21 protein-coding genes are annotated in these 20,882 nt (G+C 61.3%); 3 read left to right on the top strand and 18 right to left on the bottom strand.

All coding sequences use genetic code 11. The annotated features are described in order from the left end of the window. Positions 1-106: 106 nt before the first annotated feature. A complete protein-coding gene (locus ASC85_RS14850) occupies positions 107-985 on the top strand; it encodes a LysR family transcriptional regulator (RefSeq protein WP_057450026.1) in 879 nt (292 codons plus the stop codon). A 56-nt stretch (positions 986-1,041) separates the two neighbouring features. Here the strand turns inward: ASC85_RS14850 and ASC85_RS14845 are convergent, their stop codons facing one another. The 4 genes from ASC85_RS14845 to ASC85_RS14830 form a co-directional block, all read right to left on the bottom strand. Beyond that, positions 1,042-1,518 (bottom strand): hemerythrin domain-containing protein, encoded by a 477-nt coding sequence (locus ASC85_RS14845; protein WP_003203396.1) that lies wholly within the window; start codon positions 1,516-1,518, stop codon positions 1,042-1,044. A 198-nt stretch (positions 1,519-1,716) separates the two neighbouring features. Next, complete coding sequence (locus ASC85_RS14840) at positions 1,717-2,826, bottom strand: NAD(P)/FAD-dependent oxidoreductase (RefSeq protein ID WP_057450024.1); 1,110 nt, start codon at positions 2,824-2,826, stop codon at positions 1,717-1,719. Positions 2,827-2,889: 63 nt separating this feature from the next. Continuing rightward, entirely contained in the window at positions 2,890-3,165 is a 276-nt protein-coding gene (locus ASC85_RS14835) for a type II toxin-antitoxin system RelE/ParE family toxin (protein WP_014337667.1), read from the bottom strand. Beyond that, entirely contained in the window at positions 3,165-3,437 is a 273-nt protein-coding gene (locus ASC85_RS14830) for a CopG family ribbon-helix-helix protein (protein WP_014337668.1), read from the bottom strand. Before ASC85_RS14830 ends, ASC85_RS14835 begins: the two co-directional genes overlap by 1 nt. 416 nt (positions 3,438-3,853) lie before the next feature. Here ASC85_RS14830 and ASC85_RS14825 point away from each other — a divergent pair, with 416 nt between their 5' ends. Then, positions 3,854-4,321: a GNAT family N-acetyltransferase gene (locus tag ASC85_RS14825; protein WP_057450109.1), complete on the top strand. Its 468-nt coding sequence runs from the start codon at positions 3,854-3,856 to the stop codon at positions 4,319-4,321. Between the two features lie 28 nt (positions 4,322-4,349). Here ASC85_RS14825 and ASC85_RS14820 read toward each other — a convergent pair whose 3' ends face one another. Both ASC85_RS14820 and ASC85_RS14815 read right to left on the bottom strand, forming a co-directional pair. Further along, the gene (locus tag ASC85_RS14820; RefSeq protein WP_057450023.1) at positions 4,350-4,886 is read right to left on the bottom strand and encodes a DUF2867 domain-containing protein; all 537 of its coding nucleotides are present in this window, start codon (positions 4,884-4,886) and stop codon (positions 4,350-4,352) included. 23 nt (positions 4,887-4,909) lie between these two features. Then, a complete protein-coding gene (locus ASC85_RS14815; RefSeq protein ID WP_057450107.1) occupies positions 4,910-5,554 on the bottom strand; it encodes a DJ-1/PfpI family protein in 645 nt (214 codons plus the stop codon). 126 nt (positions 5,555-5,680) lie between these two features. Here ASC85_RS14815 and ASC85_RS31230 point away from each other — a divergent pair, with 126 nt between their 5' ends. After that, entirely contained in the window at positions 5,681-6,235 is a 555-nt protein-coding gene (locus ASC85_RS31230; protein WP_003203390.1) for a TetR/AcrR family transcriptional regulator, read from the top strand. Between the two features lie 122 nt (positions 6,236-6,357). On the opposite strand, the gene nuoN is transcribed toward ASC85_RS31230, so the two are convergent. The 12 genes from nuoN to ASC85_RS14750 form a co-directional block, all read right to left on the bottom strand. Next, positions 6,358-7,821 carry an NADH-quinone oxidoreductase subunit NuoN gene (gene nuoN, locus ASC85_RS14805; RefSeq protein ID WP_003203388.1) on the bottom strand — a complete coding sequence of 488 codons (1,464 nt, stop codon included), beginning with the start codon at positions 7,819-7,821 and terminating at the stop codon, positions 6,358-6,360. 7 nt (positions 7,822-7,828) lie between these two features. Beyond that, positions 7,829-9,361: an NADH-quinone oxidoreductase subunit M gene (gene nuoM / locus ASC85_RS14800; RefSeq protein WP_014337671.1), complete on the bottom strand. Its 1,533-nt coding sequence runs from the start codon at positions 9,359-9,361 to the stop codon at positions 7,829-7,831. 39 nt (positions 9,362-9,400) lie between these two features. After that, the gene (nuoL, locus tag ASC85_RS14795) at positions 9,401-11,254 is read right to left on the bottom strand and encodes an NADH-quinone oxidoreductase subunit L (protein WP_014337672.1); all 1,854 of its coding nucleotides are present in this window, start codon (positions 11,252-11,254) and stop codon (positions 9,401-9,403) included. After that, entirely contained in the window at positions 11,251-11,559 is a 309-nt protein-coding gene (nuoK, locus tag ASC85_RS14790; protein WP_003180046.1) for an NADH-quinone oxidoreductase subunit NuoK, read from the bottom strand. The genes nuoL and nuoK overlap by 4 nt, the downstream gene beginning before the upstream one ends. 4 nt (positions 11,560-11,563) lie before the next feature. Beyond that, positions 11,564-12,064, bottom strand: coding sequence for an NADH-quinone oxidoreductase subunit J (gene nuoJ / locus ASC85_RS14785; RefSeq protein WP_003203382.1), 501 nt, complete (start codon positions 12,062-12,064; stop codon positions 11,564-11,566). 9 nt (positions 12,065-12,073) lie between these two features. After that, positions 12,074-12,622: an NADH-quinone oxidoreductase subunit NuoI gene (gene nuoI, locus ASC85_RS14780; RefSeq protein WP_003180051.1), complete on the bottom strand. Its 549-nt coding sequence runs from the start codon at positions 12,620-12,622 to the stop codon at positions 12,074-12,076. 11 nt (positions 12,623-12,633) lie between these two features. Next, entirely contained in the window at positions 12,634-13,641 is a 1,008-nt protein-coding gene (gene nuoH / locus ASC85_RS14775; RefSeq protein WP_014337673.1) for an NADH-quinone oxidoreductase subunit NuoH, read from the bottom strand. Next, positions 13,638-16,352 (bottom strand): NADH-quinone oxidoreductase subunit NuoG, encoded by a 2,715-nt coding sequence (gene nuoG / locus ASC85_RS14770; protein WP_057450019.1) that lies wholly within the window; start codon positions 16,350-16,352, stop codon positions 13,638-13,640. Before nuoG ends, nuoH begins: the two co-directional genes overlap by 4 nt. Positions 16,353-16,489: 137 nt before the next feature. Next, complete coding sequence (nuoF, locus tag ASC85_RS14765; RefSeq protein ID WP_057450018.1) at positions 16,490-17,845, bottom strand: NADH-quinone oxidoreductase subunit NuoF; 1,356 nt, start codon at positions 17,843-17,845, stop codon at positions 16,490-16,492. Next, on the bottom strand, positions 17,842-18,339 hold the full coding sequence (gene nuoE, locus ASC85_RS14760; protein WP_014337676.1) for an NADH-quinone oxidoreductase subunit NuoE: 498 nt from the start codon (positions 18,337-18,339) through the stop codon (positions 17,842-17,844). The genes nuoF and nuoE overlap by 4 nt, the downstream gene beginning before the upstream one ends. A 2-nt stretch (positions 18,340-18,341) precedes the next feature. Next, positions 18,342-20,126, bottom strand: coding sequence for an NADH-quinone oxidoreductase subunit C/D (gene nuoC / locus ASC85_RS14755; RefSeq protein ID WP_057450016.1), 1,785 nt, complete (start codon positions 20,124-20,126; stop codon positions 18,342-18,344). A gap of 73 nt (positions 20,127-20,199) precedes the next feature. Beyond that, on the bottom strand, positions 20,200-20,874 hold the full coding sequence (locus ASC85_RS14750) for a NuoB/complex I 20 kDa subunit family protein (protein WP_013693708.1): 675 nt from the start codon (positions 20,872-20,874) through the stop codon (positions 20,200-20,202). Positions 20,875-20,882: the final 8 nt, after the last annotated feature.

The raw sequence follows: 20,882 nt of genomic DNA, 5'->3' as shown, positions 1-20,882 counted from the left end.
AAAGCTTGCTCGCGATAGCGGTGGCACATTCAACAGCTAGGCAATCTGACTCACTAAGACCACAATGCCCAGCCAATCCCCCTGACTGTCCACCTCAGGAATGACAATGAACCCCTTCGAAGAAATGCGCATCTTTGCCCAGGTCATGGAGTCGGGCAGTTTCACCGCTGCGGCGGACAAACTGGGGCTGTCCAAGCAGTTCGTCAGCCGCAAGTTGATGGAACTGGAACAGCGCCTGGGCGTACGCCTGCTCAATCGCTCGACCCGGCGGCTGGACGTCACGCCCCTGGGCCAGCGCTATTACGAAGCGGCGCTGCGCCTGCTCAATGAAGTCGAACAGGTGGAGCAGGGCATCAGCGGCCAGACCAGCGAGCCCCGCGGCACCATTCGCCTCAGCGCACCGCTGTCCTTCGCCATGGCGCACCTGGGCAGCCTGCTGCCGCTGTTTCTGCAGCGCTACCCGGGCGTCAGTGTCGAAGTGGACCTGAGCGACCGCTCGGTGGATCTGCTGGGAGAGGGCTATGACCTGGCGCTGCGCATCGGCGTGCTGGAGGATTCGACGCTGATTGCCCGGCGCATCGCGACCATCGAGCGGGTGTACTGCGCCAGTCCAACCTACCTGGCGCAAAAAGGCACACCCGCGCGGCCTGAAGACCTGCGCAATCATGACTGCTTGCCCTATGGTCACAGCCGTCAGGTGCAGTGGCGTTTCGTGGGGGCCGGCAAACCGCTGACCCTGGAGGTCACGGGACGCATGCGCGCCAATAACGGCGATTTGCTCAGGGACGCGGCCATCGCCGGCATGGGCATCACCTATCTGCCCGCTTTCATCCTCGGCGATGCCTTGAAGGATGGACGGCTGATCAAGGTCCTGGAAGGCTTCGAGACCGAGCCGTTGGCGCTATCGGCGGTGTATCCCCAGCATCGGCAAAGTGCACGCCCGGTGCAGGCGTTGGTGGAATTCTTGCGTGAACAAATGCAATAAAGCGCCGCAACGCATTCAGCCGTCACATGACGGCTGAAGCATCTACGGCGCTTTGATCAGGCGGCGAGGTTGGCGCTGCTCAGTTCTTTTTTGTACTGCGCTTTCATGGTTTCCATGTCTGCACCCAAGGCATCGAGTTTTGCCTTGCCCAGCAGTTTTTTCGCGTGGGGGAACATTTCCTTTTCTTCTTCCTCGATGTGGTGCTCAAGCAGTTCCTTGACCACTTTCACCCGACCGGCGAATTCCGGCTGGGTTGGATCGGTGGCTTTCAGGTCCGGCAGCACCAGCGAGTCGACGGTGCGGTGTTCTTCCTTGGCCTCGTAATACATTTCGGCCTCGTCCTTGCCACCGGCCTGCTTGAAAGCCGGATAAAGAATTTCTTCTTCCAGGCGGGTGTGGATGGAAATTTCCATTTCCAGTTTCGCCAACAGGTCGGTGCGTTTTTTCACGGCGCGTTCAGTCGACTCGCTCAGTTGAGTCAGGATGGCTTTGACGCGTTCGTGGTCGGCTTTCAACAGATCGATGGCATTCATAGGTAGCTCCTCGGCAATACACGGATGCGGGCAGGCTTGGAGACGCCGACGCCGCGTAGGAGCTGAATTGCATCAGCTGTGCCAGCCGAAGATCGATTTAAATCTCTTTAAAAACAATAAGTTGAAGCTCAAGGAATTTCCGGCGTCGTGCAAGCTGCATGAGCGGGGGGCAAAACGCGTTGCACTTTGCGCTGCTGGCTAGACATTTTCGATCCGTTGTCGGACCCGGCTGGCGATTGCCAGGCAGGACGTCAGCCCGGGCGACTCGATCCCGAGCAGGTTGATCAACCCTGGCACCCGGTGTTCGGTTTCGCTGCTGATGACAAAGTCGCGGGCCGGTTCGCCGGGCGCGGAGATCTTCGGGCGGATGCCGCTGTAGGCCGGTCGCAGGCTCTGGTCCGGCAGCCCCGGCCAGTAATTTCGAATCGCCGGGTAAAACGCTTCGGCCCGGGCCGGATCCACTCGGTAATCTTCCACTTCGACCCATTCGGTGTCCGGGCCGAAACGCGCCTGGCCGGCCAGGTCCAGCGTCATGTGGATGCCCAGGCCGGCGGCTTCCGGGGCGGGATAGACCAAGTGCCGGAACGGTGCTCGCCCGGCGAGGCTGAAGTAGTTGCCCTTGCACAAAAAGTCCTCGGGCACCGATTGCCTCTCCAGGCCTTCGATGCGGCGGGCGAGGGCGGGTGCCTGGAGGCCGGCGGCGTTGATCAGCAGGCGACAGGACAAGGTCATTTGCGCCGTGCCGCCCAATTCCAGCATGAACCCCCCAGTGATGACGCGAGCACCCAGTAAAGGCGTGTGGAAAACAATGTTCGTCCCGGCCGCTTCGGCGTCACCCAGCAAGGCCAGCATCAGAGCGTGGGAATCGACGATACCGGTGGAAGGCGAATACAGCGCGGCGACACAGGCCAGGGCCGGTTCCAATGCCTGCGCCTGTTCTTGGTCGAGCAGGCGCAGGTCGTCCACGCCGTTCATCAAGCCCCGCTCAAGCAATGTTTCGAGTCCGGCCACCTGCGCCTGATCCGTGGCAACGATCAACTTGCCGAGCCGGCGGGTCGCGATGCCGTGGCTTTCGCAATAGTCATACAGCCGTCGCCGACCTTCGACGCACAACTGCGCCTTGAGACTGCCCGGTGGGTAATAGATGCCCGCGTGGATGACTTCGGAGTTGCGCGAGCTGATGCCCATGCCGATGGCTTCGGCGGCTTCGATCACCAGCACTTCGTGACCGGCCCGGGCCATTTCTCGCGCCACGGCAAGGCCAACGACGCCTGCGCCGACCACTACGCATTCGATATCGACGCTCATCCCTGCCGGCCGTCGAATGAAAAAAGGTTCTGCGTGACGGCAGTCATTCCCTTCGAGCCCAAGTCATCGATCCTCACGTGTGTGCCACAGGCGTAGCAGGTACAGGGTGGAACCGGCTATTTCATAGCGCATTTCGTAGCGCCCCACTTGGATTCTGCGCACGTCTCGAGGTTCGAACTCTTCCAGGCGTTCACCAATGCGCGGGTTGGCCAGCAGAGAGGTCGGCGCGGCTGTGAGTTGTTGCACTGTTCGTGCGGCCGCGGGTTGATTCACCGCCGCCAGAAATTCATAAAGTCGAGCAATGTCGGAAAGCGCCTTGCTGGTCCACTTCAACTCCATCAGCGCGGTACCGGTAACGGGGCGTCGGTGCTGAGACTATCGGCCCAAGCCTGGACAGCCTGGTGGTCAATCACTCGGCCGGCGTCAACATCGGCCAAGGCCTCATGGGTCAGGCGGCTTCGCTCCTCCTCCTGCTCGATCCAGGCAGATAGCGCTTGTTTGACGATCCAGTTCCTGGAACGCTCGAGGCGCTCGGCCATCAGGTCGACTTTTTCGGCCAGGTGCACCGGGACGTGAGCTGTGACCGACCGGGTTTTCGCGGTGGTTGTCATGGTGGATTTCTCTTGGGCAATTGGCAGTACAAGCCAGTCTGAGCAACCGCTTCCGGGGCTACTTGCTATCGGTGAATAATACCGAATCTATATTCAGCGAAATGATTAAGAATGAATCATATTGAATAATGTTGGAGCGTCAAGCACTCCGTTCGTAACAGCTCCGGATACTCAAAAGCACGTCGGAACATGCGCAGGTAGTGCAAAGCTGCCTTCAGATTGACTTGTCTGGCCGTCCTCAGCACTATCCGACGATGATTTACATACGCCGAATGAACATGATGTGTTCCTCCATGACCGCCTCTGGCGGGCCATGAGGTCATGCGTGCATAGAATTTGACGTGTTACCCCAAGCCCCGCCAGAGATGGACGGGGCTTTTCAGTTCTCCGCCCGAATATGGCTGACGGAGAGTGAAATGTTCGAGATTAGACGAGCCAGCCACAGCGATTCCCAGACAGCATTCGACATTCGCCTTCTAGCGATCCGGCATCAATGCATCGGCGCCTATACCCAGGCGCAGCTATTAGCCTGGACAGCTGGTGCGGCCGAGGATGGCTATGACACGCTGATGGAGAAACACTTCTATCTGGGCTGTATTGATGGAGAGCCGGTGGCGACAGGAATGCTTGACCTGGAGAACAGCGAAATCGGCGCGATCTTTGTGCATCCTGATTTTATGCAGCGAGGTATCGGCAGGAGAGTCCTGGATCACCTCGAATGCCTGGCGCGAGAGTTGGGCCTGGAGGAAGTCAAGCTTGATGCGACTTTGAATGCGGCTGACTTTTACCGACGCTGCGGTTTCGTGGGTGAGGCGCCTGCGATCTACCATTCCCCTTCGGGGCTTCAACTGGCGTGTGTTCCCATGGTGAAGGGGCTTTCATAGTGCAGGTTTGATTTGATCGCTCACGCGCTCAGCCTTGGGGGCTGGTAGCCAGAGGCCAACCGACGCGCGCTGCACGCAGGAGGCTGGCCTTAACAACCAAGCGGTGAAATGGGGCAATAACGAAGATGTAGGCCCGGCCTAGACGGTTGTGGCACTGGACCACGGTTGAAAAAACCAGTTGGCGACTGCCTTCTGGCTCTGCCTCTTCAGAACATAGGATCGATATCCGGAAGTCGAGGTGCTTGTCGTCCTCTCCCAGCACGATTTCAGTCTGGTTCGTGCTGTAGACCTTGAAGATTTGAATCCGATGAGCAAGTGTCGCCAGATGTCTGGCTGTCTTGAGACCAAAACAGGCAACGACAGTGTCTCGGATTTTCATGAGCCATCCGATCCAGGATGGCTGGTGGGAAAGGATGAATCGCGCAAGCAAGTCTGGGTCGCTGGATGTGCCCGCAGGGAGCTGAATCGCAAAAGCGTCCGCCAGGTTCGTCGACTTATAAAGGTGGGTGACGCCGGACCTCGAGGGGACCGGCACGGACTTAATGAGCTCAAATTCTCGGGGCATCGGGGATCTCTCCTGAGTTCTAACTACCAATTCGACGACATGCCATGTCGCGTTTTTTGTTGGGAGGCGCCAACTTCTCCTTGTCGGATACTGAGCCCGATCAAGGCATCATAGAGCGCCTGCTGCCCAGCCGGCAGAACAGGGAGCAACGTCGCACGGCGTTTGTCGGCATCGAACCAGGATTCAACCAACCATCCCACCAGATAGAGCGCCGAAAGGCATCCGCCAGCGGTTGCAACGTTCCCCTGGCATACAAGAGGCTGGTCCACGGGCTCAAGTCCCAGAGCTTGCAAGCTCGATCGTGCATCCGGGTGTGTAGTGGCTGGGCCGCTGAGCAGCCCAAGCCGTTCGAGAATGAAAGCTCCGGCGCATATGGAGCCGATTCGCTGGCGTCTGGAGTCAAGTTCGAACGACGGCAGGAAATCCGGGGCGGCAAGTGCAGCGGGTATTCCTTCCTTGCCGCTGACGAACAATACCGCGTCGGCACTGTTGGCCTCGCAAAGCGGACCGTGCACCGAAACAGGCAGGCCGTGCGCCGATCGCACGATAGCGCTGGAACCCAATATTCGGACGTGCCAGTCCTCAGTGTTGCGGCCTAAGATGTCCCACATCAGGAATAGGTCGATATCAGTGAATTGGTCGAAAGCAACCAGAACGATTTTCTTCAAGGCGAGCTCCATGAAAAGTGCTGGCGTGCAAAACGCAACGGCCATCTTTGCTGGTGTTCGCAGCGTACCGATCGGTTACGCGCCATACACAGTCTGTATGGCGCTAAATAGGGAGCGAAATGACCGGTGAGAAAACTGACTCGTAACCATTGGATCGCGGCGGGTTTTGAGGCCCTCGACCAAATAGGGCATACCGGCGTTTCGGCCGAGAGTCTATCGCGCCGATTGAATGTGACCCGCGGATCGTTCTATCACCATTTCCGCAATCGTGAAGATTTTGTCCGCACCTTGCTGGCCGCTTGGGAAGAAGACTACACCGAACGCATGCTCGCTTATGCAGGGCAGGGCAGTAGCGCGGGCGAAATCCTGAAACGCTACTTGAGTATTGCCGCTGAGAAACAACCTGGGCGGGAAGTTTCCATCCGAGCCTGGTCGCTGCACGATCCGTTGGTAGGCGAGTTTCAGCAGCGTGTTGACACAAGACGACTGGACTTCGCGATACGGACGTGCCGCCGCCTGGTCCATATGCCAGGGCAAGCAGAAGTGATTGGTCAGGTGGCCCATCTGTGCCTGATTGGTGGTCAGCAGGCAGGGCTGCGGCGTGATGCCGCTCGCTTCAACCGTTTCCTGCATGGAGCCTTTTCACTTTTCGAAGGGGCGCTTGCACCGTGGCGGGCCTGAGTCATGAGCTATATCGGGTAACTGAATAAATAGTGTCCAAGGCTAACGTCCATGGCACTGGCCTAAAAAAAAACGGCACCCAAAGGTGCCGTTTCTGTTTTCTACGAGCTACCGCTACACGATCAGCCCGTCAAACCAGCCTGCTGAACCAGGGTCAGCAACGGCTGCGGGTACACACCGAGGAAGAACGCCAGTACGGCGATGGCCAGCAGCATCACGCCGCCTGCCTTCTGTTCCCAGTGCAACTCGGCGTCGTGGCGACGCAGGTTCGGTTCCATCAGGTACAAGGTGACCATGACGCGCAGGTAGTAGAACACGCCGATGGCACTGCCCAGCACCAGAGAGCCGACCAGCCACCATTGGTGAGCCTCGACGCCGGTGGCGATGATGTAGAACTTGCCGATGAAGCCGGCGGTCAGCGGGATGCCGGCCAGGGACAGCATCATCACAGTCAGCACGGCGGTCAGGTACGGACGGCGCCAGAACAGGCCGCGGTATTCGTACAGGGCGTCGGCGTCGCGGCCGTTGTATGGCGAGGACATCAGGGTGATCACGCCGAACGCGCCGAGGCTGGTGATCACGTAGGTGACCAGGTACACGCCGATGGCTTCCACGGCCAGGCCCTTGCTGGCGATCAGGGCGATCAGCAGGTAGCCAAAGTGGGCGATGGACGAGTAACCCAGCAGACGCTTGAGGTTGCTCTGGGTCAGTGCCAGCAGGTTACCGAACAGGATCGACGCGATGGCGATGATGGTCAGCACGTTGCTCAGCACACCGCTGCTGGCCACTGGCGAGATCTGGAACAGGCGCACCATGACCGCGAACACCGCCACTTTCGAAGCGGTGGCCAGGAACGCCGCCACTGGCGCCGGGGCGCCTTCGTAGACGTCCGGGGTCCAGAGGTGGAACGGTACCAGCGACAGCTTGAACGCCAGGCCGATCAGCATCATGCCCAGGCCCAGTTGCGCGATCGGGCTAGGCAGGCCGGTGGCGGCCAGGGCCTGGCCGATGCCGACGAAGCTCAGGGTGCCGGCTTCGGCGTAGAGCAGGGCCATGCCGAACAACAGGAACGCGGAACCGGCCGCCGACAGCACCATGTACTTGATGCCGGCTTCCAGGGAGCGCTTGTTGAAGAAGGCGTAGGCCACCAGGCCATAGACCGGTACCGAGAGCAGTTCCAGGCCGATGAACAGGCTGGCCAGGTGCTGCGCGCTGACCAGGACCAGGCCACCGGCGGCGGCCATCAGGATCAGCAGGTACAGCTCTTCGCGGTTGCCCGGGTAACCCGAACCGCCATCGCCGAGGTAGGCGTGGGCGAGGGTGACGCAGGCCAGGGTGGCGACCAGGATCAGCGCCATGTACAGGCAGGCGAAGCTGTCGATCTGTATCAGCGGGGTGACCGCCAGTGGCGCGACTTTCAGGGCCGGCAAGATCGACAGCAGGGCCAGGTTCAGCCCCGCCACCGACAGCAGGAAGGTCTGTGAGTGATTGCGGCGCCAGGCGATCGCCAGCATCACCACGATGATCGTGGCGCTGGTGATCAACAGCGGCGCAAGCGCGATAAAGTGTTGAATCGTGAATTCCATAGCGCTCTTACCGGGCCGAAGCGAGTTGAGAGAAGGCGGTGCCGAGCCACTGCTGCACGCCATGCATCGTGGCGGCAGAGGTGTCGAGGAACGGTTGCGGGAAAACGCCGAGGTAAACCAGCAGCACCGCAAGGCCGAGCACCATGATCAGTTCGCGACCGTCCATGCCACGCAGCACTTCGTCCGACTTGGTCGGGCCGAAGTAGGCACGGTGGATCATGATCAGCGAGTAGACCGAACCGAACACCAGGCCGGAAGTGGCGATGGCGGTGATCCAAGGAGCGCTGGCGAACGTGCCGATCAGGATCAGGAACTCGCCGACGAAGTTGCCAGTGCCTGGCAGGCCCAGGGAAGCGGCTGCGAAGAACAGGCTGATGGCCGGCAGGTAGGCGATGCGCGACCAGATGCCGCCCATCTCACGCATGTCCCGGGTGTGCAGGCGCTCGTACAACTGGCCGCTGAGGATAAACAGTGCAGCCGCCGACAGGCCGTGAGCCAACATCTGGATCACCGCGCCTTGCAGGGCGAGCTGGCTGCCGGAGTAAATCCCGATCAACACGAAGCCCATGTGCGAAACGCTGGAGAACGCGATCAGGCGCTTGATGTCGGTCTGGGCGAACGCCAGGAACGCACCGTAGAAAATCCCGATCAGGCCCAGGGTCATGGCGATCGGCGCGAACTCGGCCGACGCATTGGGGAACAGCGGCAGGGCAAAACGCAGCAGGCCGTAGGCCGCCGTCTTGAGCAAGATACCGGCCAGGTCCACGGAACCTGCGGTCGGCGCCTGGGCGTGGGCGTCCGGCAGCCAGGAGTGGAACGGCACCACCGGCAGCTTCACCGCGAAGGCGATGAAGAAGCCGAGCATCAGCACGTACTCGGTGGTCTTGGACATCTGCACTTTCAACAGGTCGGCGTAATTGAAGGTAATCACACCGGTGTTGTTGAAGTTGACCAGCACCAGGCCAAGGATCGCCACCAACATGATCAGGCCGGAAGCCTGGGTGAAGATGAAGAACTTGGTCGCCGCGTAGATCCGGGTTTTCTTGCCGTCCGAAGAACTGTGACCCCAGAGCGCGATGAGGAAGTACATCGGCACCAGCATCATTTCCCAGAAGAAGAAGAACATGAACAGGTCCAGCGCCAGGAACACGCCGATGACGCCGCCCAGGATCCACATCAGGTTCAGGTGGAAGAAACCGACGTGACGCTGGATCTCTTTCCAGGAGCAGAGTACCGAGAGGATACCCAGCAGGCCGGTCAGCAGGATCATCAGCAGCGACAGGCCGTCGAGGGCCAGGTGCACGCTGATGCCGAAGCGCGCGATCCAGACGTGCTTGAATTCAAGCGCCCAGGTCGGATCGGCGCCAGGAGCCGGAGCAAATGAATAGTCGCCGGTCGCCCACAGCCAGAGGCCGAGCGCGAGTTCCAGGGACATGGTCAGCAGCGCAATCCAGCGCGGGAGCGTGGAGCTGGAGCGCTCCGCGATCCAGCACAGCAGGCCGCCGATGAAGGGGATCAGGATTAGCCAGGGCAGAATCATGACGGGCTCGTTTCCTTTCGCAAGTTCGCAAGGTTCATATCAGACCGCTACCAGCACGATGGCGCCGATAACCAGCACGGCGCCAGCCGCCATGGAAGCCGCATACCAACGCAGTTGACCGGTCTCGGTACGGCTCAGGGCAGTGTGGCCGCCCTTGGCCATGCGCGGGATCAGGCCAATGGTCTGGTCGAGCGGGTCTTTGCGCAGAATGTGGCTGATCGCAAGGTATGGCTTGACGAACAGTTTGTCGTAGATCCAGTCGAAGCCCCAGGCGGCGAACCACCAGGCCGAAAGGAATCGCCCGATGCCGCTGTTGGCGATCGCCGTGACGAAACGACGCTTGCCCAGGAACAGCAGGGCGGCCAGCAGGATACCCGCCAGGGCGATGGCACCCGAGGCGATTTCCAGGCTGTGCTTGGCTTCGCCGCCGGCATGGCCGACGCTTTGCGGCAGCACATCGGCCAGCGGTGGGGTGATCATGGCGCCGACGAAGGTCGACAGCACGATCAGCACCGACAGTGGCAGCCAGTGAGCAATGCCATGGCCGGCATGGGCTTCGGTCTTGGCTTCACCATGGAACGCGATGAAGATCAGGCGGAAGGTGTACAGCGAGGTCATGAACGCACCCACCAGGCCGGCATAGAGCAGTGCCTGGTTACCGCTGGCGAACGCTTCCCAGAGGATCTCGTCCTTGGAGTAGAAGCCGGCGGTGACCAGGGGCAGGGCCGCGAGGGCCGCGCCGCCAACGATGAAGCTGGCATAGGCCAACGGCAGTTTCTTCCACAGGCCGCCCATCTTGAAGATGTTCTGCTCGTGGTGGCAGGCAACGATCACCGCACCGGAAGCAAGGAACAGCAGCGCCTTGAAGAAGGCGTGGGTCATCAGGTGGAAGATCGCGCCTTCCCAGGCACCGACGCCCAGGGCCAGGAACATGTAGCCGATCTGGCTCATGGTCGAGTAGGCGAGGATGCGCTTGATGTCGGTTTGTACCAGGGCGGCAAAACCGGCCAGTACCAGGGTCACGCCGCCGACGATGCCGACCAGGTGCAGGATGTCCGGTGCCAGGGCGAACAGGCCGTGGGTACGGGCGATCAGGTAGACGCCGGCGGTCACCATGGTTGCGGCGTGGATCAGTGCCGAAACCGGGGTAGGGCCTGCCATCGCGTCCGCCAACCAGGTTTGCAGCGGCAGTTGCGCGGATTTACCGACGGCGCCGCCCAGCAGCATCAGGGTCGCCAGGACGATCCAGAAGTCACCGACCTTGAAGTGCTCGGGTGCCTTGACCAGCAGTTCCTGGATGTTCAGCGTGCCCAGTTGCTGGAACAGGATGAACAGGCCGATGGCCATGAACACGTCGCCGATCCGGGTGACGATGAACGCCTTGAGTGCGGCATTCCCGTTGTTGCGGTTGCTGTAGTAGAAACCGATCAACAGGTACGAGCACAGGCCCACGCCTTCCCAGCCGAAGTACAGGAACAACAGGTTATCGCCGAGCACCAGGAACAGCATGCTGGCGATGAACAGGTTGGTGTAGGCGAAGAAGCGCGAATAACCGGCTTCACCGCGCATGTACCAGGAGGCGAACAGGTGGATCAGGAAACCCACCCCGACCACCACGCCGAGCATGGTCACCGACAGGCCATCCAGGTAGAGGGCGAAGTTCGGCGTGAAGCCTTCAACGGCCATCCACTGCCACAGCACCTGCACGTACCTGCCACCTTCCGGTGGTGCGACGTTGAACTGCCAGATCACGTAGGCCGTGACGATGGCAGACAGGCCGATGGAACCCACGCCAACCAGTGCCGAAAGGTTTTCCGACCAGCGTCCACGAGAGAACGACAGCAGCAGGAAACCAATGAGGGGGAATACGAAAGTCAGAAAGAGTAGGTTCATCCGCGCATCTCGCTGGCAGCGTCGATATCGAGAGTGTGGAAGCGGCGATACAGCTGCAACAGGATCGCCAGGCCGATACTGGCCTCGGCGGCTGCCAGGCTGATCACCAGGATGAACATGATCTGTCCATCCGGCTGCGCCCAGCGAGCGCCCGCGACGATGAAAGCCAGGGCGGAGGCATTCATCATGACCTCCAGGCTCATCAGCACGAACAGAATGTTGCGGCGGACCATCAGGCCAACCAGACCGAGGCAGAACAGGATGCCGGCAACCGCCAGACCATGCTCGAGAGGGATAGCAGGCATGTGATTACTCCTTCGCCTCGTTACGGCCCAAATGGAACGCCGTGACGGCTGCGGCAAGCAGCAGCATCGAGGCGAGTTCGACCACCAGCAGGTACGGACCGAACAGGCTGATGCCCACGGCCTTGGCGTCTACGGTGGTGTGGCCGATGGCCTGGCCGCTCTGGTGAGCGAACAGCACATACAGCAGTTCACCCAGCAGCAGGGCGGACAGGATCACCGGTCCCGCCCAGATGCCGGGTTTGAGCCAGGAGCGTTCCTGCTGGACCGCGGCCGGGCCGAGGTTGAGCATCATCACCACGAACACGAACAGCACCATGATGGCACCGGCGTAGGCGATCACTTCCAGGGCACCGGCGAACGGTGCACCGAGGGCGAAGAAGGTCATGGCCACGGCGATCAGCGAAATGATCAGGTAGAGCAGGGCGTGCACGGGGTTGGTGTTGGTGACCACACGAAGCGTGGACACCACCGCGATACCCGATGCGAAATAGAAAGCGAATTCCATCTTTCTTCCTTAAGGCAGCAAGCTCTTCACGTTGATCGGTTCGGCTTCGTTCTGCGCGGCGCCTTTTGGCTTACCGGCAATGGCCATACCTGCAACACGATAGAAGTTGTAATCAGGGTTTTTACCGGGACCGGAAATCAGCAGATCTTCTTTCTCGTACACCAGGTCCTGACGTTTGAACTCGGCCATTTCGAAATCCGGCGTGAGCTGGATCGCGGTGGTCGGGCAGGCTTCCTCGCAGAGGCCGCAGAAAATGCAGCGCGAGAAGTTGATGCGGAAGAAGTCCGGGTACCAGCGACCGTCTTCGGTTTCAGCTTTCTGCAGCGAGATGCAACCCACCGGGCAGGCCACGGCGCACAGGTTGCAGGCCACGCAGCGCTCTTCGCCGTCGGGGTCGCGGGTCAGGACGATGCGGCCACGATAGCGCGGTGCCAGGTAGACCGGCTCTTCCGGGTATTGCAGGGTGTCACGCTTGCGAAAGCCATGACCGAAGATCATGACCAGGCTTCGCAGTTGGGTACCGGTACCCTTAACGATGTCGCCAATATATTTGAACATGGGTCAAATCCTCACTGAACCGCGGCCGCAGGCGCGTTCATCAAAACGATCGCAGCGGTCACCAGCATGTTGATCAGGGTCAGCGGCAGGCAGAATTTCCAGCTGAAGTCCATCACCTGGTCGTAGCGTGGGCGCGGGATCGAGGCGCGCAGCAGGACGAACAGCATGATGAAGAACGCGGTCTTCAGGGCGAACCAGACGAAGGACAGTTGCGGCAGGATGCCGAACGGACCGTGCCAGCCACCGAAGAACAGCGTTACCAGCAGCGCCGAGATCAGGATGATGCCGATGTATTCACCGACGAAGAACATGCCCCATTTCATGCCGGCATATTCAATGTGGTAACCGTCGGCCAGTTCCTGCTCCGCTTCCGGCTGGTCGAAGGGGTGACGGTGAGTCACGGCCACGCCAGCGATGAAGAAGGTACAGAAACCGAAGAACTGCGGAATGATGAACCACAGGTTCTGGGCCTGGTACTCGACGATGTCGCGCATGTTGAACGAGCCGGCCTGGATCACGATGCCCATGAGCGCCAGGCCCATGAACACTTCGTAGGACACGGTCTGGGCCGAGGCCCGCAGGCTGCCCAGCAGGGCGAACTTGTTGTTGCTCGACCAGCCGGCGAACAGCACCGCGTACACCGACAGGCCGGCCATGGCGAAGAAAAACAGCAGGCCGATGTTCAGGTCCGCCACGCCCCAGGTCGGGGTGATCGGGATGATCGCGAAGGCGATCAGCAAGGCGCTCATGGCCACGACCGGTGCCAAGGTGAAGATCACCTTGTCGGCAAACGGCGGCGTCCAGTCTTCCTTGAAGAACATCTTGATCATGTCGGCGGCGATCTGGAACATCCCGTATGGGCCAACGCGGTTCGGACCGTAGCGGTCCTGCCACCAGCCCAGCAGGCGACGTTCGACGAAGCTCAACAGTGCGCCAGCGACCACCACGGCCAGCAGGATCACGATGGCCTTGAGGACCGTCAGGATCACAGCGATCACTTCAGGGGTGAACCAGCTCATTGCGCTGCCTCCTGCAGACCGTCGACGGTTTTGCCGAAAATCGCTGGCGGGATGCCTGCCAGGCCAGCCGGCAGGGCCACCAGGCCGGCGCCCAGTTCTTCATTGATGCGCAGCGGCAGACGCAAGGTCTGGCCGGCCACGTTCAGGCTCAGCAGGGCACCGTCGTTGACGCCCAGGCGGTCGGCTTCGGACTTGGCCAGCGACACGTAGGCGGCCGGGATGCGTTCCTGTACCGGTGCGGCCTTGGAAGAGTTTTCTTCGCTGCCGAACAGGTGATGGAACGGCACGACCTGCCAGGTGCCCGGTGCCGGATTGAAGGCGCGCGGAACGCTGGCGAACCAGCTCAGGCGATCGCCCTGGCTTTCGATCAGACGGGTGCCCGGGTCGCCCGCACGCAGGTGACCACCGACTTCGTCCTGGAACTTGTTCCAGGCTTGCGGCGAGTTCCAGCCCGGCGACCAGGCGAACGGTACCTGGGAACGCGGTTCGGTTGAGCCCGAGTAGCCTTCCATGGAGAACGAGAACGCGGTGTCGTTGTCCTGGGAGGTGCGCGGTTCGTGAACGCTGATGTCGGCGCGCATGGCGGTGCGACCGGAGTAACGCAGCGGCTCGCGCGCCAGCTTCAGGCCTTTGATGCGGAACGAGGCGGACGGTGCGGCGTCGACGATGGCGGCCAGTTGCGGGCTGCTCGAAGCGACGGCGGCGGTAACGTGGTCCAGTTGCGTCCAGTCGATCGGCTGGTCCAACAGGGTGGCGCGCAGGGCGTGCAGCCAGCGCCAGCCTTCATGAACCAGGATGCTGGCGTCCAGGTATTGCGGGTCGAAGACCTGGAAGAAGCGCTGGGCACGACCTTCCTGGCTGATCAGCGTACCGTCGCCTTCGGCGAAGCTCGCCGCCGGCAGCACCAGGTGGGCACGGTCGGTGGTGGCGGTTTTCTGATGGTCGGCGACGATCACAACCTTGGCTGCGTTCAGCGCGGCATCGACCTTGGCCTTGTCAGTGCGGGTGAACAGATCGTTCTCCAGCACCACGATGGCGTCGGCGCTGCCGTCGATCACCGCTTGCAGGGCGGCGTCCACCGATTCGCCACCGAGCATGGCCAGGCCGAGGCTGTTGGCTTCCGGCACGATCAGGCTGATGGAGCCGTTCTTCTCGCGCAGCTTCAAGGCCTTGGCGATGTTGGCCGCGGCTTCGATCAGCGCCTTGGAACCCAGGGAGGTGCCGGCGATGATCAATGGGCGCTTGGCCGCCAGCAGGGCGTCGGCGATGCGTTGGGCCAGGGCGGCCGCTTCGCTGTCCAGGCCTTCGACCGCTGGGGCGCTGGCGTCCAGGGCGTGGGCCACGGCGAAACCGATGCGGGCCAGGTCGTCCGGGGCGGCGTGGACGCATTCTTCGGCCACGTCGTCGAGCTTGGTTTGAGCGAGGCTGGCGATGAACAGCGGGTTCAGCGCGTGCTGGCCGATGTTCTTCACGGCGGCGTCGAGCCATGGCTGCACGCGCATGGCGTCGGCCATGTCTTCGGCCTTGCCCTTGACCGACTGGCGCAGGGCCAGGGCCATGCGGGCGGCGGTCTGGGTCAGGTCTTCGCCAAGGACGAACACCGCGTCGTGGTCTTCGATGTCGCGCATGTTCGGCACGGGCAGCGGGCTGTCCTTGAGCACTTGCAGCACCAGGCGGATGCGTTCCAGCTCACCGGCTTCGATGCCACTGTAGAAGTGCTCGGCGCCGACCAGTTCACGCAGCGCGTAGTTGCTTTCCAGGCTGGCCCGTGGCGAACCGATGCCGACGATGTTGCGACCGCGCAGCAGCTCGGCGGCCTTGTCCAGCGCTTGGTCCAGGCTCAGCTTGGCGCCGTTTGCCAGCAGCGGCTGACGTGGACGATCCTTGCGGTTGACGTAGCCATAGCCGAAACGACCACGGTCACACAGGAAGTACTGGTTCACCGAACCGTTGAAGCGGTTTTCGATGCGACGCAGTTCACCGTAGCGCTCGCCCGGGGAGATGTTGCAACCGCTGGAGCAGCCATGGCAGATGCTCGGCGAGAACTGCATGTCCCACTTGCGGTTGTAACGTTCGGAGTGAGTCTTGTCGGTGAACACACCGGTCGGGCAGACCTCGGTGAGGTTGCCGGAGAACTCGCTTTCCAGGGTGCCGTCTTCAACGCGACCGAAGTACACGTTGTCGTGGGCGCCGAACACGCCCAGGTCGGTGCCGCCGGCGTAGTCCTTGTAGAAGCGCACGCAGCGATAGCAGGCGATGCAGCGGTTCATTTCGTGGGAGATGAACGGGCCGAGGTCCTGGTTCTGGTGGGTGCGCTTGGTGAAGCGATAACGGCGCTCGTTGTGGCCGGTCATCACCGTCATGTCTTGCAGGTGGCAGTGGCCGCCTTCCTCACAGACCGGGCAGTCGTGAGGGTGGTTGGTCATCAGCCATTCGACGACGCTGGCGCGAAACACTTTCGCTTCTTCGTCGTCGATGGAGATCCAGCTGCCGTCGGTGGCAGGGGTCATGCAGGACATGACGATCCGACCACGCTTGTCGTTTTCGTCGGTGTACTGCTTGACCGCGCACTGGCGACAAGCGCCAACGCTGCCAAGGGCGGGGTGCCAGCAGAAATAAGGAATGTCGAGGCCCAGCGACAGACATGCCTGTAACAGGTTGTCTGCGCCATCGACTTCGAGCTCTTTGCCGTCTACGTGGATAGTGGCCATGGTTCAAAGTTCTTCGTTGGCCCGGTGTCAGCGGGCGTGGCTAATGGAATCTTGTTATTCGCGTGAATCAACACAGCCGTTTACGGCGTCATCACACGAGAAGACGAAGGGCACGGACCCTTCGCCTTTTTAAGCGTTTACGCGCCGATTACGATCGGCTTTGCCAGGGGCGGGACGACGGCGCTGGTGGGCGCGATGCCGGCTTCGAACTCTGGACGGAAGTATTTGATCGCGCTGCCCAACGGCTCCACGGCACCCGGTGCGTGAGCACAGAAGGTCTTGCCTGGGCCGAGGAAACCCACCAGACCCAGCAGGGTCTCGATGTCGCCGGGCTGGCCTTCGCCTTTCTCGATGGCCATCAGCAGCTTGACGCTCCAGGGCAGGCCATCGCGGCAAGGGGTGCAGAAACCGCAGGATTCGCGAGCGAAGAACTGCTCCATGTTGCGCAGCAGCGACACCATGTTGACGCTGTCGTCCACCGCCATGGCCAGGCCGGTACCCATGCGGGTGCCGACCTTGGCGATGCCGCCGGCGTACATTTGGGCGTCCAGATGTTCCGGCAACAGGAACCCGGTACCGGCGCCGCCAGGCTGCCAGCACTTGAGCTTGTAGCCGTCGCGCATGCCGCCGGCGTAGTCTTCGAACAGCTCGCGGCCGGTGACGCCGAACGGCAGTTCCCACAGGCCAGGGTTCTTGACCTTGCCGGAGAAGCCCATGAGCTTGGTGCCCATGTCTTCGCTGCCGTCACGGGCCAGGGATTTGTACCAGTCCACGCCGTCGGCGATGATCGCCGGCACGTTGCACAGGGTCTCGACGTTGTTCACGCAGGTCGGCTTGCCCCACACGCCTACGGCGGCAGGGAAGGGCGGCTTGGAACGTGGGTTGGCGCGACGGCCTTCCAGGGAGTTGATCAGTGCGGTTTCTTCGCCGCAGATGTAGCGCCCGGCGCCGGTGTGGACGAACAGCTCGAAATCGAAGCCGCTGCCCAGGATGTTCTTGCCCAAGAGGCCGGCGGCCTTGGCTTCTTCCACGGCACGGTTCAGGTGCTTGGCGGCGGTGGTGTATTCACCGCGCAGGAAGATGTAGCCACGGTAGGTTTTCAGCGCACGAGCACTGATCAGCATGCCTTCGATCAGCAGATGGGGCAGTTGCTCCATCAGCATGCGGTCTTTCCAGGTGTTGGGCTCCATTTCATCCGCGTTGCACAGCAGGTAGCGGATGTTGATGGACTCGTCCTTGGGCATCAGGCCCCACTTCACACCCGTGGGAAAGCCCGCGCCGCCACGGCCCTTGAGGCCGGAGTCTTTCACGGTCTGGACGATGTCGTCCTGGGCCATGTCGCTGAACGCCTTGCGCGCAGCGGCGTAGCCATTCTTGGCCTGGTACTCGTCCAGCCATACCGCTTCGCCGTCGTCACGCAGACGCCAGGTCAGGGGATGGGTTTCGGCCGAACGCTGGATGCGGTTGGCGGGCCCGAAGGAAGTCAGGGTCATACGTAGCCCTCCAGCAGTTTGGCGACGCCGTCAGGCTGGACGTCACCGAAGGTGTCGTCGTCGATCATCAGCGCTGGCGCCTTGTCGCAGTTACCCAGGCAGCACACTGGCAGCAGGGTGAAGCGACCGTCGGCGGTGGTCTGGCCCAGGCCGATGCCCAGCTTGCTCTGGATTTCGCCGACCACCGATTCGTGGCCGCCGATGTAGCAGACCATGCTGTCGCAGACACGAATGATGTGACGGCCTACTGGCTGGCGGAAAATCTGGCTGTAGAAGGTGGCCACGCCTTCGACGTCGCTGGCCGGGATGCCGAGGATCTCGCCGATGGCGTAGAGCGCGCCGTCAGGCACCCAGCCACGTTCCTTCTGGACGATCTTCAGGGCTTCGATCGACGCCGCGCGCGGGTCTTCGTAGTGATGCAGCTCGTGCTCGATGGCCGAGCGCTCGGTTTCGCTCAGGGCGAAACGGTCTGTCTGGATAAGCGTGCTGTTCATGCTTAGCGGTCCACGTCGGCCATAACGAAATCGATACTACCCAGGTACGCGATCAAGTCCGCGACCATGCTGCCTTTGATCACTGAAGGGATCTGCTGCAGGTGCGGGTAGCTTGGGGTGCGAATCCGGGTGCGGTAGCTCATGGTGCCGCCATCGCTCGTCAGGTAATAACTGTTGATGCCCTTGGTCGCTTCGATCATCTGGAAGGATTCGTTGGCCGGCATGACCGGGCCCCACGAAACCTGCAGGAAGTGCGTGATCAGGGTCTCGATGTGTTGCAGCGTGCGCTCTTTGGGCGGCGGCGTGGTCAGCGGGTGATCCGCCTTGTACGGGCCTTCCGGCATGTTGCGCATGCATTGGTCGATGATCTTGATGCTCTGGCGCATTTCCTCGACGCGAACCATGCAGCGGTCGTAGGCATCGCCATTGGCCGCCAGCGGTACTTCGAATTCGAAGTTTTCGTAGCCGGAGTAAGGGCGCGCCTTGCGCAGGTCGAAGTCGCAACCGGTGGAACGCAGGCCGGCACCGGTGACGCCCCATTCCAGGGCTTCTTTGGTGTTGTAGGCGGCGACCCCGATGGTACGACCCTTGAGGATGCTGTTCTGCAGGGCGGCCTTGGTGTATTCGTCCAGGCGCTTGGGCATCCACTCGACGAAGTCCTTGACCAGCTTTTCCCAGCCGCGTGGCAGGTCGTGGGCAACACCACCGATGCGGTACCAGGCCGGGTGCAGGCGGAAACCGGTGATGGCTTCGATCACCGTGTAGGCCTTCTGGCGGTCGGTGAAGGTGAAGAACACCGGGGTCATGGCGCCCACGTCCTGGATATAGGTCCCCAGGAACAGCAGGTGGCTGGTGATACGGAAGAACTCGGCCATCATGATGCGGATGACGTCGACCTTCTCCGGTACCTTGATCCCGGCCAGTTTCTCGACCGACAGCACGTACGGCAGGTTGTTCATCACGCCGCCGAGGTAGTCGATGCGGTCGGTGTACGGGATGAAGCTGTGCCAGGACTGGCGCTCGGCCATTTTCTCGGCGCCACGGTGGTGGTAGCCGATGTCAGGCACGCAGTCGACGATCTCTTCGCCGTCCAGCTGCAGGATGATGCGGAACGCACCGTGGGCCGAAGGGTGGTTCGGGCCGAGGTTGAGGAACATGTAATCCTCGTTGGCGCCCGAACGCTTCATGCCCCAGTCTTCAGGCTTGAAGCGCGCGGCTTCTTCCTCGAGCTGTTGCTTGGCCAGGGACAGGCTGAACGGGTCGAACTCGGTGGCACGGGCCGGGAAGTCCTTGCGCAGCGGGTGACCTTCCCAGGTCGGCGGCATCATGATGCGGGTCAGGTGCGGGTGGCCGGGGAAGTCGATCCCGTACATGTCCCACACTTCACGCTCGTACCAGTTGGCGTTCGGCCAGATGCCGGTCACGGTCGGCACGCTAAGGTCGCTCTCGGACAAGGCGACCTTGATCATTACGTCACTATTACGCTCGATCGACATCAGGTGATAGAACACGGTGAAGTCGACGCCGTCGGGCAGCCCTTGACGCTTGGTGCGCAGGCGCTCGTCCACGCCGTGCAGGTCATAGAGCATGACGTACGGCTTGGGCAGGTTGCGCAGGAAAGTCAGGACTTCGACGAGTTTGGCGCGGGCAACCCAAAGCACCGGCATGCCGGTGCGGGTCGGCTGGGCGGTGAACGCCTCGGGGCCAAAACGGTTGTTCAGTTCGACGACCACATCCTGGTCGTCTGCCTTGTAAGGCGGGATGTACAGAGCACTGCCTGTAGTCATGGTTATTTATCGCTTTCGGTCAACGTAAAGAATGAAGCCAGGTTCTCGTTTCTTGTAGAGGAACAGAGCTGGATCAGACTTCGTCGGGGCTGCGCAGGTTGGTGACTGCGATACGCTGTTCGCGGCGCTGTTCCTTTTGCGATGGCATGTCGGCGCGATAGACGCCTTGATCGCCAACGACCCAGGACAGTGGGCGACGCTCCTGGCCAATCGACTCCTGCAACAGCATCAGGCCTTGCAGGAAAGCTTCAGGGCGAGGCGGGCAGCCGGGCACGTAGACGTCCACGGGCAGGAACTTGTCCACCCCTTGAACGACAGAGTAGATGTCGTACATGCCACCGGAGTTGGCGCACGAACCCATGGAGATAACCCACTTGGGCTCGAGCATTTGCTCGTAGAGACGCTGGATGATCGGCGCCATCTTGATGAAGCAGGTACCGGCGATAACCATGAAATCCGCCTGGCGTGGCGATGCCCGGATTACCTCGGCGCCAAAGCGCGCGATGTCGTGGGGCGCCGTGAAGGCGGTGGTCATTTCCACGTAGCAGCACGAAAGGCCGAAGTTGTACGGCCACAGGGAGTTCTTGCGACCCCAGTTGACCGTGCTGTTCAGCACGTCTTCGAGCTTGCCCATGAAGATGTTTTTGTGGACTTGATCTTCTAACGGATCGGCGACGGTTTCCCGTTCGCCAATCGGATACTGCTCGTTAGGAGCATCGGGGTCGATCCTAGTGAGATTGTATTGCATTGCCAAAG

This window comes from Pseudomonas sp. Root401, assembly GCF_001425105.1.
Classification (GTDB): domain Bacteria; phylum Pseudomonadota; class Gammaproteobacteria; order Pseudomonadales; family Pseudomonadaceae; genus Aquipseudomonas; species Aquipseudomonas brassicacearum.
The sequence above is the reverse complement of the archived record's forward strand: the minus strand, read 5'-3'. Positions and strand labels throughout refer to the sequence as shown.

Bases quoted from the DNA above. Each gene is read 5' to 3' on its own strand.
- ASC85_RS14850 (WP_057450026.1), top strand. From the start codon at position 107: ATGAACCCCTTCGAAGAAATGCGCATCTTTGCCCAGGTCATGGAGTCG.
- ASC85_RS14845 (WP_003203396.1), bottom strand. From the start codon at position 1,518: ATGAATGCCATCGATCTGTTGAAAGCCGACCACGAACGCGTCAAAGCC.
- ASC85_RS14840 (WP_057450024.1), bottom strand. From the start codon at position 2,826: ATGAGCGTCGATATCGAATGCGTAGTGGTCGGCGCAGGCGTCGTTGGC.
- ASC85_RS14835 (WP_014337667.1), bottom strand. From the start codon at position 3,165: ATGGAGTTGAAGTGGACCAGCAAGGCGCTTTCCGACATTGCTCGACTT.
- ASC85_RS14830 (WP_014337668.1), bottom strand. From the start codon at position 3,437: ATGACAACCACCGCGAAAACCCGGTCGGTCACAGCTCACGTCCCGGTG.
- ASC85_RS14825 (WP_057450109.1), top strand. From the start codon at position 3,854: ATGTTCGAGATTAGACGAGCCAGCCACAGCGATTCCCAGACAGCATTC.
- ASC85_RS14820 (WP_057450023.1), bottom strand. From the start codon at position 4,886: ATGCCCCGAGAATTTGAGCTCATTAAGTCCGTGCCGGTCCCCTCGAGG.
- nuoN (WP_003203388.1), bottom strand. From the start codon at position 7,821: ATGGAATTCACGATTCAACACTTTATCGCGCTTGCGCCGCTGTTGATC.
- nuoM (WP_014337671.1), bottom strand. From the start codon at position 9,361: ATGATTCTGCCCTGGCTAATCCTGATCCCCTTCATCGGCGGCCTGCTG.
- nuoL (WP_014337672.1), bottom strand. From the start codon at position 11,254: ATGAACCTACTCTTTCTGACTTTCGTATTCCCCCTCATTGGTTTCCTG.
- nuoK (WP_003180046.1), bottom strand. From the start codon at position 11,559: ATGCCTGCTATCCCTCTCGAGCATGGTCTGGCGGTTGCCGGCATCCTG.
- nuoJ (WP_003203382.1), bottom strand. From the start codon at position 12,064: ATGGAATTCGCTTTCTATTTCGCATCGGGTATCGCGGTGGTGTCCACG.
- nuoI (WP_003180051.1), bottom strand. From the start codon at position 12,622: ATGTTCAAATATATTGGCGACATCGTTAAGGGTACCGGTACCCAACTG.
- nuoH (WP_014337673.1), bottom strand. From the start codon at position 13,641: ATGAGCTGGTTCACCCCTGAAGTGATCGCTGTGATCCTGACGGTCCTC.
- nuoG (WP_057450019.1), bottom strand. From the start codon at position 16,352: ATGGCCACTATCCACGTAGACGGCAAAGAGCTCGAAGTCGATGGCGCA.
- nuoF (WP_057450018.1), bottom strand. From the start codon at position 17,845: ATGACCCTGACTTCCTTCGGGCCCGCCAACCGCATCCAGCGTTCGGCC.
- nuoE (WP_014337676.1), bottom strand. From the start codon at position 18,339: ATGAACAGCACGCTTATCCAGACAGACCGTTTCGCCCTGAGCGAAACC.
- nuoC (WP_057450016.1), bottom strand. From the start codon at position 20,126: ATGACTACAGGCAGTGCTCTGTACATCCCGCCTTACAAGGCAGACGAC.
- ASC85_RS14750 (WP_013693708.1), bottom strand. From the start codon at position 20,874: ATGCAATACAATCTCACTAGGATCGACCCCGATGCTCCTAACGAGCAG.